Consider the following 12,540-nt stretch of genomic DNA (forward strand, 5'->3'; position numbering starts at 1 on the left):
GTTGCGATTCTAAAAGCCCATCTTGCACCAAGACCCAAACTCCTTGTTTCGCACCGCGGAAATCCGTGCATGCTGAAATTCGCGCATTCCAATATGCGGGGCTTTCCACAGCCCCACCATATGGTTAGACTGCGGCCAAAGCCAGATTTGGACGTGGAATGCGCCAAGCAGACCTGATCCGAACGGCAATGAGCAGACACACAGCGCCAAACGCGCGACGAGAGATCAAGGGGCAATCTCACATGGTACATTCGGGTGGAGTGATGGGCACAACCGTAGGGAGCAAAAAGAGACAGGCGCGCAATATCGCCCTTTTGTTTGCAGGAACCCTCGCATTGACGGGCTGTGAAGACGGAAAAATGTCCGGCTTTTTCGACAATATGAAACCTAAAGCCTCCGAAGATGGCAGTTCGACCCCTGCGGCGGCGACCTCGGCCAAACTGGTCGAGCGCGACGTCGAGGCTCCTGATGTTTTCCAAGTCACCGACAAGGGGCTTTGGGATGGTCGCCCGTCTCTGGGCGGTGTTTGGGTGGCTCACTCGGATGTCAAAGACCCCGAACGCGTCATCATCCGCAACACCAAGAACGGCAAATTCGTCATCGGTGCGCTATTCAAGCGTGAAGCGACGTCCCCTGGCCCTGAAATTCAGGTCTCCTCCGACGCGGCAGAAGCCCTTGGCCTTTTGGCAGGCTCCCCCGTTGAACTGAACGTCACCGCCCTGCGCCGCGAAGAAGTCCCCGTAGAGAACGCCGCGCCACAGGTCGATACGATTGACGCGCCCGAAGAGATTGCAGCCACGCCGCTTGACCCGATTGCCGACGCTGCCGCAGCGCTCGATGCACTCGACACGCCGGCGTCGACACCGATTGCGGCCCAAAAGGCACCGACGCCCAAGCCCGCCGCAGCTCCGAAAGCGGCCTCATCGCTTGACAAGCCATTCATTCAAATCGGGATTTTCTCGGTACAGGCCAATGCCAACCGGACCAAGGAAATGCTCGCGAGCCAAGGGCTGATCGGAACGATTAAAACAGGCGAAAGCGCGGGAAAAACCTTCTGGCGCGTAGTTGTCGGACCTGCCACGAATGCGTCAGAGCGCAAAACGCTTCTCGCAAATGTGAAGAAAGCAGGCTTCACAGACGCCTACGCAGTCACGCATTAAATACAGGAACGGGTGCGGCCTTCGGGCTGCCCCTCCCTGCCCTTACGGCCAAGCAAAGGACCCCCGCCTGATGTTGCGCACATTCGCCCGCCTTTCCAGTCTGATCTTCTTGGCGCTGACCCTCGCGTTGCCTGCTGCCGCGTTTGAAACCCGCGCCCGTGCGGCATGGGTTTATGATCTGTCAACGCAGACCGTGTTGATGTCCAAAGAGGCGCAAACGCCGCTGCCTCCTGCGTCGATGTCAAAACTGATGACGATCAACATGCTGTTTGAGGCCCTGCGCGACGGGCGCGTGACCCTCGACACGCAATTCTCCGTCTCGACACGGGCCAAGCAAATGGGCGGCTCCACCATGTTCCTCAACGAAACCGACCGCCCGACGGTCGAGGAGTTGATCCAAGGCATTATCGTGCTGTCTGGCAATGACGCCTGTGTTGCCGTGGCCGAAGGCTTGGCAGGGACAGAAGACAACTTTGCCCGCTTGATGAACGAACGCGCACGCGAAATCGGCATGGAAAATTCGACCTTTGCCAATTCAAGCGGTTGGCCCAACCCCGGACAACGCATGTCGATGGAAGACCTCGGTCTGTTGGCCACGCGTCTCATCACCGAGTTCCCCGAATACTATGGCTACTTCGGCCAGCTCGAATTCCCCTATGACAACCGTGCCCCGCAAAATCGCCACAACCGCAACCCCTTGCTCAAACTGGGCATTGGCGCTGACGGCCTTAAAACCGGCCACACCCAAGAGGCCGGCTACGGTCTCGTCGGCTCCGCTACCCAAGGCACCCGCCGCATCGTCTTTGTCATCACAGGACTGAGCTCCGAAGCCGAACGCGCCCAAGAGGCGGAACGGATCGTTAACTGGGCCTTTCGCCAATTCGTCGAAAAATCCATAGCCGATGAAGGGCATGAATTTGCTCGTGCGCCCGTCTGGTTGGGGAGCGAAACCGAGGTGGGACTGGTCGCCTCCGACGACCTGTCGCTGCTCCTTCCCGGAACACAGCTTGATGGATTAACCGCTCAGGTAGTTTACACTGGGCCTATCGAGGCACCTTTTGAGCAAGGCGACATGTTGGCCGAACTGGTCGTCGCACGTAACGATTTGCCCGAAGCCCGTTTCCCGCTCGTGGCAGACCGCACCATTGAACGCGGCGGAATTGGCCCACGTCTGCGCACCGCCGCCACTGTGCTGCGTCGCAAACTCCAAGGACAGGCCGATCTGGCCGTGCAATAACTCCTTATGTTCATCACTCTTGAAGGCATCGACGGGTCGGGAAAATCCACGCAGGCCCGCCTCTTGGCGCAAACGCTTGAGGCACAGGGCCGCGAGGTCGTGTTGACCCGCGAACCCGGAGGCTCCAAAGGCGCGGAAGAAATCCGTGCGCTTGTGCTTGAGGGTGATCCGGATCGGTGGTCGGCGGAGACCGAAATTTTGCTGTTCACAGCGGCGCGGCGCGATCACCTTGAAAAGACCATTCGCCCCGCATTGCAGGCAGGAAAGGTTGTGATCTGTGACCGCTTTGCCGATAGCACCCGCGTGTTTCAGGGCGTCACTCGTGGCGATCTACAAGGCAAAGTAAATCGTCTGCACGATGAAATGATCGGGGTCGAACCGGATCTGACATTGCTATTCGACATGGACCCGACTGTGGGTCTGTCTCGCGCCAAAGCCCGCCAGACCGCCGAAGAACGGTTCGAAGATTTCGGGGCGGATTTCCAGATCAAAGTGCGTGCAGCCTTTCTCGACCTCGCCAAGGCGCACAGCCGTTTTGCCGTCATCGACGCAAGCCGCGAAATCGACGCGATTGCCGTGGATGTGGCCGAAACCGTGACCGCGCGTCTTGCATCCCATTACGGTGGAGCCGCCACATGAGAGCGCCCGCAGGTGAGATGGAGCTGCCCCCCGAGGCCGACCGTATCGAAGGCGTCCCTCATCCGCGCGAGACGCTGACACTTTTTGGTCAGGCACAGGCAGAGGCCGATTTTCTCGACGCGTTCAACGCAGACCGCCTCCATCATGCGTGGCTCATCACAGGCCCCAAGGGCGTCGGCAAGGCCACATTGGCTTGGCGCATTGCGCGGTTCTTATTGGATCGCCCCCTTGAGGATCACGACGCGGGGGGCATGTTTGGCGATGCGATTGCCCTGCCCGATGCCGACACATTGGAAATCAACCACGACACGCCCGTATATCGCCGCACTGCGCAGTTGGCTGAACCACGTCTGTGTCTGATCCGTCGCGCATGGGACGTCAAAAAGGGCAAACACGCCGCGCAAATTTCCGTCGAAGACGTGCGCAAGCTCAATGCGTTCTTCCACATGTCAGCCACCGATGGCGGACGCCGTGTGGTGATCGTGGACGCAGCCGACGAAATGAACGTCTCCGCAGCCAACGCGCTGCTCAAGACACTTGAAGAGCCGCCAAAGAACGCCTTTTTGTTGCTCGTATCACATCAGCCATCGCGCCTTCTACCCACCATCCGAAGCCGTTGTCGCGCCCTTCGCCTTGGCCCGCTTGATCCTGAAAATCTCGCGCAAGCCCTTGACGCGGCGGGGTTTGATGCCGCAGATCGCAGTGATGCGCTTGCCGAGTTGGCAGGTGGTTCTGTGGGAGAGGCGTTGCGTTTGACAAACCAAGACGGGATTGAGGCCTACACCGAAATCGTGGCCTTGTTTTCAAAGATGCCACAGTTTGACCGCCCGCGTGCGCTCAAACTGGCTGAAAGCTGCGTCGGGGCCGCCAATGTCACGCGCTATGAGTTGGTCGTCGGGTTGATCGACCGCTTTCTCATCCGCTTGGCCCGCACGGGCGCAGGCCGCCCTCCGCTTGTCGAAGCAGCAGACGGTGAGGCGAAATTGATGGCGCGACTGGCCCCTGAGGGGCAAGCGGCCAAAGCATGGGCAACTTTGCAACAGACCTTATCGGCGCGTGCAGCCCATGCAAGGGCGGTCAACCTTGACCCCGCCGCGCTGATCCTTGATATGATATTCGAGATCAACGACACGGCCTCACGTGTCGCCGCCCGCTAAGGGCGCATTCGGAGAGGCCCAAGACCGACAGGCGCTCCATGACCACGCTTCCGACCCTCACCGACAGCCATTGCCACCTCGACTTTCCTGATTTCGACACCGAGCGTGATGCGGTTGTGCAACGCGCCTTGAACGCGGGCGTCAAACGGATGGTGACGATCTGCACCAAGCTCAAGAACGTGGACCAAGTGCGCAAAATTTCCGAGAGCTACGCACCCGTATTCTGGGCCGCAGGCACCCATCCGATGTCAGTGGCCGAGGAACCTATGGCAACTGTGGACGAGCTTGTCGCCTTGGCCGAGCATCCCAAATTTGTCGGCATTGGCGAGACGGGTCTGGATTACCACTACACCGCCGAGAGCGCGCAAAAGCAGCAAGACAGCCTAAGGCTTCATATTGAGGCCGCACGTCAAACAGGTCTGCCGCTCATCATTCACGCCCGCGCCGCCGATGACGACATGGCGCGGATTTTGACCGAGGAGCATAAATCGGGCGCGTATTCCTGCGTCATGCATTGTTTTTCATCGTCGCGCGAGCTTGGTCTGGCCGCTCTTGATTTGGGGTTCTACCTGTCGATGTCGGGTATCACCGCCTTCCCCAAATCCGAAGAGTTGCGGGAGATTTTCCGCTCCGTGCCGCGCGATCGCATTTTGGTGGAAACCGACAGCCCCTATCTAGCCCCTCCGCCCCATCGCGGACGTCGCAACGAGCCATCCTATGTCGCACTCACCGCCGCCAAAGCCGCGGAAACATTCGACATGGATGTGGCCGAACTGGCCGCACAGACTGAAGCAAACTTTGACCGCCTGTTCACAAAGGCCCGCCTATGAGCCTGCGATTTACCATATTGGGCTGCGGCTCGTCGGGTGGCGTGCCGCGCATTGGCGGGCTATGGGGCGAGTGCGACCCGAACAACCCGAAGAACCGTCGGCAACGCTGCTCCGCTCTGGTTGAGCGCGAGGGCCCAAATGGCACCACAACCGTGCTGATCGACACCTCTCCCGACATGCGCGAGCAACTTGTTCGGGCGCAGGTGACACGTCTTGATGGGGTGATTTACACCCATCCGCACGCCGACCATGTCCACGGATTGGATGACCTGCGCCAAGTCGTGTTTCTGATGAAAGAACGGATCAAGGTCTGGGCCGATAGTGAAACCGAAAACGATCTGATCTCGCGCTTTGCCTATGCCTTTGTCCAACCGCACGGTTCGGATTACCCGCCAATTCTGGACCTGCACACCATCAACGGACCGATCACTGTCGATGGCCCCGGGGGCGCGATTACGTTGACGCCGATCCCCGTGCAACATGGACGCATTGGCGCCCTCGGGTTTCGCATTGGCGATCTGGCTTATATACCTGATGTATCTGAGATTTACGAAGACAGCTTTCCCCTACTCGAAGGATTGAACCACTTCGTCATCGACGCATTGCGATACAAGCCACACCCCTCGCACGCCCATCTCGAACGCACATTGGAATGGATTGACCGCCTCGCCCCCACATCGGCGGTGCTGACTAATATGCATATCGACATTGATTACGAGACCGTGGCGGCACAAACTCCCGATCACGTGCGCCCTGCCTATGATGGCATGACCATCGTGTTCGGAGACTGATATGCAAGCTCTCTTCGACGTTGTTCTGCCCGTCTTTCTCATTGTCGGATATGGCTACCTCGCCGCATGGCGCAAATGGGTCTCTGAGACCACCATCGACGGGGTGATGACCTTTGCTCAGAACTTTGCCGTGCCGCTCTTGCTGTTCTCGGGCATCTCGCAGATCGATCTTGGCCAGAACTTTCACGCGCCGCTGTTGTTGTCCTTCTACGTGGGAGCCTTTTCGGGTGGGGCCTTTGCCTTTTTCGGCGCGCGGTATCTGTTCAAGCGGAGCTTGACCGATTGCATAGCCATCGGATTTGTCGGCCTGTTTTCAAACTCTTTGCTACTGGGCATCCCGATTACCGAGCGCGCCTACGGGACAGAAGCCTTGGGCGGGAACTTTGCGATTCTCTCCATCCACGCGCCAATCATCTATTCGGTGGGGATTGCCCTCATGGAATACGCCAAAGCCCAAGGGCTCGGCCTGTCGCCCGCCAAACTGATGCGCCAGATTGCCCGCTCCGTGCTGCGCAATCCGCTTGTCTTGGGGATCGCTGCGGGGTGGATCGTCAACATTGGCCAAATCGAATTGCCGCAATTCGCGTGGGATGCGGTCAACATGATGAAAGGGGCCGCCATTCCCGCTGCCCTGTTCGGCTTGGGCGGTGTTCTGGTGCGTTACAAGCCTGAGGGGGACATGCGAATGATCCTGTGGGCTATAACCGCCTCACTGATGGTGCATCCCTTCGTCACGTATGTGTTGGCACATTTCGTTTTCCACTTGGAAACCGGCGCGTTGCGGTCAGCAACAATCACCGCCGCAATGGCCCCCGGGGTCAACGCCTACCTGTTCGCCAACATGTATGGATCAGCGAAACGTGTGGCCGCCACGTCGGTCCTGCTCGCTACCGCCCTCACTGTGGTCACATCATGGGTCTGGCTCGCAATTTTACCCTAGCGACCCGCCTCGCGCCGGCAAGCGCACATGCCCTGCCCTCAAATCACGCCCCTTAGCAAAGCGCAGAACGGTCTCGCCATACATGCGCACGGCTGAGGTCGTTGGAGCACCCGTCATCAAAATCGTTTCGAGCGCAGGGAAAAGGTCGAACAATTCGGCCTTTGCCGCACGATCAAAACCGGACAGGGCATACCGTCCCGGAAACAGGCTTTCCGACGCACATCCATTTGCCAGGATCAGCGCGTGTTGAGGCAGGAGCAAGTGATGATAGGTCACATCGCGACACCCCTGCGCACGACGCACGCGCCCATCTCCGTATTCCAACAGATGCCTAGCGCGAACCAAAACGCGGGCCTCCGCGTGATGCGAATGGTCCGGTAACGCGAGCCCATGTTGTGGCGAAACCCAAAGGTCGCCCGTGTTCCCGATGGTCCCTGCACGGATACGGATGGGCGATAACTCGGGCTGCAACGCAAGTCGCGCACGGGTCACCGTGGTGCGCCCCGCCCAGAGGATCGGCTGTGGTCCCGCTGTGAGGGTGCTCACCACATCGCCACACTGCAAGTCCTCGATCAAGCGCTCGCCCGAAAGTGTCATGATCCGTGTGCCAGACACGAAACAGGGGATGCCCATCGCGTGTAGTTCCGAGGCACTATCCACCTGTGACGGCGTCACGCCCTCAAGGGTGATACTCTCACCATTTGGAAAGGTAAGCACCGCATTGCCTTCGCCATCCTCGCTGACACTTACATCCCTCGTATCAACGGGATTTCCATCTGCATCCGTGAGAGAGGAGACATCAAATTGATCGTCGGTGAACCCGTCACCGTCGCTATCGGAGAGATCGAAATCGGTGATGGTATCGTGGCCGAAGCCGTCACCGAGCACCAATGAGTCTTGCCCATCGCCGGTTTCAATCGTGTCGTCCCCAGCTCCTCCCGTGATGGCGTCGTCACCATCGCCTGTATAGATATCCTCGTCACCGCTCCCGCCCAACACCACATCGTCTCCATCCAGAGTGCTGTAGATAGAGTCATGCGTATTCGCGGTGGCATCGATTATATCAGCGCCATAGGTCCCATCGATCTGCTCGATACTCTCAGCTGTGCCATTCGCCGCTGTAGCATTATACTCATAGGTGAACGATGTCGCACCAGTATAGGTGATATCCACACCCGACGAGGTTTCATCCTCCTTGAAATTGGCGATATCCCACCAACCATCCCCATAGAGATTGGTGACCTCATCTGTTTCAACGACCATAAAGGTGTCATTGCCACTGCCGCCCGAGAGGCTGTCGGTGCCCGCGCCACCCGACAAGGTATCTTCGCCGTCGCCACCGTAGATCGTATCGTCACCCGCACCGCCGGAAACCGTATCGTCGCCATCGCCCGCGACGATTTCGTCATCGAACGCGCCCCCGTTATAGGTCTGTGCGAGGTCGGGATCGTAAGTCGGCCACGCTAGCGATGCGTAATCGGGCGCATTTGTGTCAATGACGTTTTCGATTCCTGTAATCTCATAAGCGACACCCGGCACCATTTCGGGAACGGTCACGATGCCGATTTCCCACCCGTTGATCTCAACGGTATAAACCTCAACAAGGTGGCCATCGCCATCGCTTAGCGTAAAATGGCTTTCAAGGTATATCTGCCCCGTGGCGACTGTGTTGCCATCAGCATTCGTGACGACGACACTTTGTGAGGCATCATTGCCGCTTTCGTCCGTATTACTATCGCCGTTAAACGCGGAATCATCATCAGTGATTGTATATGTGAGATGGTCTTCGGAGTTGTCCCAGAGCGGATCAAGCCGCCAAATATCTCCAAAACCGGCCGACAGATTTCCAGACGTCGTTGACACCTGAGATGTCGCGTAACCGTGGAGGGTATATGTGGCCATTGGACTAGAATTCACTCTGTAATCTGTCGTTGACCCTAAAGAGATTTCACAAACAAAGCGTATATGAGGTGGCCTAATTCCCTAAAATACAACTCAAATTTTCCGGTTGTGGACAGACATCCCAAGTGCCGCAGGTATGAAAACTGTGCCTCAATGGAAACAAATTTCCAAAACTCCCGCCATTTCGTCGAATGAACGAATAAGTGCCGCATTCCCAACACATTTCGGCATAGAACTCGCCGTGAGCAAATCCTCACCATCAGAGTGTGGACGATTAACTAATTTTGCAGGTTCCGAATGCCAACGTACACGATCAAGTATTACGATTATAATCCCAATGGGAACTTCCCCTCGTCGGGCGTATTCACGTATACTGGACCGAGCAGCTATGCTGGTGAGGCCGTCATCACGGACAACCAGTCGGGCAACGATGGCGCTGCTTTGGACGATGACAACCGTGGTGAAAACGCGACGACTGACATTACGCTCGGCGGGGTCTCCTATTCGGGCGTTGATATCGACGCGGAGATCAGTTGGACCCTGACCGATCCCTCCACAGGGCAAGAGTTCAACGTGGTGGCCGCAGAGGTCGTCACAGGCGGCTCATCGACATGGATCATGCTGTCCGAGGCCCCGCTGATCGCGGGCACGGACTATACAGTTACCTCCTACAACTCCATTCCCGATGGCGGCACCGATGACCCTGGGTTTATCTACTCCTTCTACGAAGATGGCGTGATTGACGGCACGAGCGGCGACGATACCATCGACACCTCCTATGAGGGCGATCCCGAAGGCGAACAAGTCGACGATGGCATCCTCAACGGCGGCGTATTCCGTTGGAACGATCTGGGCAATCAAGTGAATTACATGGGCGGCACAGGGTCGCTCACATCTGAGGGCATGACCCTATCCTTTGGGGTAGTCGACGAAGGCCCTGGACAGATAGCCTATGACCCCACGAATGGAGGCTACGATAACAACGTCTACACAGAGTCAGGCGAAGTCTTCGACCCTGATAGCAGCTTCTTCTTGTTCGGGAACCGCACAGGCGGCGCAGGCACTGACACTCTAACCATGAACATGGCGTTCTCCGCAACAGACCCGTCTAGCGGTTTGAGCGACGAAGTCCGCAATGTCTCGTTCCGCGTCAACGACCTCGACAAGGTGAACGGTGCCTTTACCGACGTTTTGACTATTCGCGCCTATGACGCACTCGGCAACGAAGTCCCTGTAGATTTCGACGCGGGGTCTGCCTATTCGGTGTCCGGCAACACAGTGACCGGCACAGCCGCCTCGAACCCTTATGACGCCTCAGGCTCGTTGTTGATCAACATCACGGGACCCGTGGCCTCCATCGTCATTGACTACAACAACACAGGCACAGGCACACAAGGGGTCTGGCTCTCCGATGTGGCGTTTGACGCTGTCTACCCCGATTACGACGATGTGGTCGATGCGGGCGACGGTGACGACATTATTGACGCGGGCCTTGGCGACGACATCATCAACGCCGGAAACGGCGATGATACCATCATCGGTGGGGTTGGCGCGGACCAGAACAATGGCGGCGCAGGCCAAGATACCATCGATTATTCCGGCTCGGATGCGGGCGTTAACGTCGATCTTGCCTTGGGCACCTATTCGGGTGGTTACGCTGAGGGCGACACAGGTAGCGGCCTAGACGGCATCATCGGCTCGGACTTTGACGACACGTTGATCGGCTTTGACGGTATGAGTACTGACCCGATCGCAGGCTATACCAACATCTTTTACGGTGGCGACGGGAACGATTACCTCGACGGCGCGGGCGGCGATGACGAGCTGTACGGCGACGCAGGCGACGACACCATCTTGGGTGGCGACGGCAATGACACCATCGGTGGCGGCACGGGCGAAGACAACATCGACGGTGGCTCGGGCGACGATACGATTTACGGTGGCGCGGGTAACGACACCATTGATGGCGGCGCAGGTGCCGACAACCTCTACGGTGGTCTGGGCGATGACATCATCACCGCAGGGAGCGGCGACACGGTTGTGGGCGGCGACGGCTCGGACACCGTCTTTATCGACCCCTCGCAGGTTGGCGGCTCCCCCATTACCATCGATGGTGAGGAAACCAACGACAGCGGCATGGGCGATGTCCTTGACCTCTCGCTGCTGGGGCCAGGCCTCTACACCCCAGGGTCTGCTGTCTATTCCACCCCCGATCAGGAAAACGGCACGATTACGCTGTCGGATGGCACGGTCATCAACTTCTCCAATATCGAAACCATCATTTGTTTCGGACGCGGCACACGCATTGAAACCCCTTACGGCCCCCGTCCTATCGAGAGCCTGAAAGCGGGCGATCTGATCCTGACGATGGATCACGGCCCACAACCTTTGCGGTGGATCGGCTCCCGCGAAGTGCCTGCTGTCGGAACATTTGCCCCGATTGAGTTCGCCGCTGGCGCATTGGGGAACACGGAGAAACTCATCGTGTCGCAACAACACCGCATGTTGATGCAGGACTGGCGGGCCCAGATGTTGTTTGACGCCGAACAGGTATTTACCGCAGCGATCCATTTGGAAAATGGCGACACGATCCGCCGCATCGAAGGCGGCATGGTGGAGTATTTCCATATGATGTTCGACGGACACGAAGTGGTCTTTGCCGAGGGCGCGCCCTCCGAAAGCCTCTACCCGTCCGCGCACACGCTGGGCTCTGTGGAAGCGGCCGCCCGCGAGGAGCTGTTTCACGTCTTCCCTGAACTACGCGCTATGCCTTATGCCGATCACCCAACCGCACGGCGATGCCTCAAAGGTTATGAGGCAAAACTGTTGATTGCCTAGTCAACACATTGATCTAAAACACAGAAAGCCCTGCCGCTTGGCGGGGATTTTCTTTTTCCAACGCGGTCTTCACCGTTTGCCAGCGACACGGCCCAAATTCAGCTAAACCCTATGTGAAGCAATTCTTCACTGCCATCTCGCATCTTTCCGTTTCAGTCTGGCCCCTCCTTGGCTAGGATCAAAGCAAGGGAACGCGTCGGCGCGCGCATATTGGGGGAGAGACGGTATGAAACTCGGACTGGGCAGCTACGCCTATCGGTGGTCCATCGGAATCAAAGATCAGGTGCCCACCACACCCCTCACAGCCTTTGACCTGTTGGATCGCGCACAGGCGCTTGGCCTCGATGTGGTGCAATACGCCGACAACATGCCGCTTGATCTCTACTCCGAGGCCGATCACCATCGCCTGTATGAGGAGGCCCAAGACAAGGGTCTGACGCTAGAGCTTGGCACCCAGTGTTTTGACGCGGATGAGGTGGATCGCTATCTCGACATTGGCCAACGGCTTGGCGCGAAAATCATGCGCGTCGCCTTGGACGAAGCCGACAGCCACGTCCCCGTAGGCACGCTCGCCGAACAACTGCGCCCCCGTGTCGACAAAGCCCGCGCCAAGGGCATGAAAATCGCCATCGAGAACCACTTCAATTACCCCTCTCCGCGTATGGTCGAACTGCTCGATGCCGTGAACGACGACCATCTCGGCGTCTGCCTTGATGTGGCCAATTCGATCTGTGCGGGCGAATGGCCCGAGGACACCATCGCGATGCTTGCGCCCTACACGATCAACCTTCACCTGAAGGATTACGAGATCACCCCAGACCCTTACGGCGTTGGCTTTCGCATCCACGGCGTGCCACTTGGACAGGGGCGTGCGCCGATTGCATGGACGCTCGACCAACTCGCCCACTGCCCCGCCGACATGAGCGTGATTTTGGAACATTGGCTGATGTTGGACGACGGCGGATTAAACGCCGCTATCGCCAAAGAACAGCCATGGATTGAAACCACTGTGGCCGCCGCCAAGACCTTTGTGAAGGGACGCTGAA

Annotated in this window: 10 protein-coding genes; 9 read left to right on the forward strand and 1 reads right to left on the reverse strand. The window is 58.0% G+C overall.

The window, feature by feature from the left end; all coding sequences use genetic code 11:
• Window positions 1-242 precede the first annotated feature (242 nt).
• The 7 genes from ACN0TS_RS09475 (at window position 243) to ACN0TS_RS09505 (ending at window position 6,754) form a co-directional block, all read left to right on the forward strand.
• Window positions 243-1,160, forward strand: a complete 918-nt coding sequence (locus tag ACN0TS_RS09475) for an SPOR domain-containing protein (protein ID WP_417259111.1) — start codon at window positions 243-245, stop codon at window positions 1,158-1,160.
• Between the two features lie 70 nt (window positions 1,161-1,230).
• A complete protein-coding gene (locus tag ACN0TS_RS09480) occupies window positions 1,231-2,397 on the forward strand; it encodes a D-alanyl-D-alanine carboxypeptidase family protein (protein WP_417259112.1) in 1,167 nt (388 codons plus the stop codon).
• Between the two features lie 6 nt (window positions 2,398-2,403).
• Entirely contained in the window at window positions 2,404-3,036 is a 633-nt protein-coding gene (tmk, locus tag ACN0TS_RS09485) for a dTMP kinase (RefSeq protein ID WP_417259113.1), read from the forward strand.
• Window positions 3,033-4,193 carry a DNA polymerase III subunit delta' gene (locus tag ACN0TS_RS09490; protein WP_417259114.1) on the forward strand — a complete coding sequence of 387 codons (1,161 nt, stop codon included), beginning with the start codon at window positions 3,033-3,035 and terminating at the stop codon, window positions 4,191-4,193. Before tmk ends, ACN0TS_RS09490 begins: the two co-directional genes overlap by 4 nt.
• A gap of 38 nt (window positions 4,194-4,231) precedes the next feature.
• Window positions 4,232-5,023 (forward strand): TatD family hydrolase, encoded by a 792-nt coding sequence (locus ACN0TS_RS09495; protein WP_417259115.1) that lies wholly within the window; start codon window positions 4,232-4,234, stop codon window positions 5,021-5,023.
• Complete coding sequence (locus ACN0TS_RS09500) at window positions 5,020-5,814, forward strand: MBL fold metallo-hydrolase (protein ID WP_417259116.1); 795 nt, start codon at window positions 5,020-5,022, stop codon at window positions 5,812-5,814. The genes ACN0TS_RS09495 and ACN0TS_RS09500 overlap by 4 nt, the downstream gene beginning before the upstream one ends.
• Before the next feature lies 1 nt (window position 5,815).
• A complete protein-coding gene (locus ACN0TS_RS09505; RefSeq protein ID WP_417259117.1) occupies window positions 5,816-6,754 on the forward strand; it encodes an AEC family transporter in 939 nt (312 codons plus the stop codon).
• On the opposite strand, the gene ACN0TS_RS09510 is transcribed toward ACN0TS_RS09505, so the two are convergent.
• Complete coding sequence (locus ACN0TS_RS09510) at window positions 6,746-8,656, reverse strand: Hint domain-containing protein (RefSeq protein WP_417259118.1); 1,911 nt, start codon at window positions 8,654-8,656, stop codon at window positions 6,746-6,748. The genes ACN0TS_RS09505 and ACN0TS_RS09510 overlap by 9 nt on opposite strands.
• 297 nt (window positions 8,657-8,953) lie before the next feature.
• Between ACN0TS_RS09510 and ACN0TS_RS09515 the strand changes: the two genes are divergently transcribed.
• Together ACN0TS_RS09515 and ACN0TS_RS09520 are read left to right on the forward strand one after the other, a co-directional pair.
• On the forward strand, window positions 8,954-11,494 hold the full coding sequence (locus ACN0TS_RS09515) for a Hint domain-containing protein (RefSeq protein ID WP_417259119.1): 2,541 nt from the start codon (window positions 8,954-8,956) through the stop codon (window positions 11,492-11,494).
• 226 nt (window positions 11,495-11,720) lie between these two features.
• Window positions 11,721-12,539 carry a sugar phosphate isomerase/epimerase family protein gene (locus ACN0TS_RS09520; protein WP_417259120.1) on the forward strand — a complete coding sequence of 273 codons (819 nt, stop codon included), beginning with the start codon at window positions 11,721-11,723 and terminating at the stop codon, window positions 12,537-12,539.
• Window position 12,540: the final 1 nt, after the last annotated feature.

It is taken from the genome of Celeribacter sp., from assembly GCF_048266405.1.
GTDB lineage: Bacteria > Pseudomonadota > Alphaproteobacteria > Rhodobacterales > Rhodobacteraceae > Celeribacter.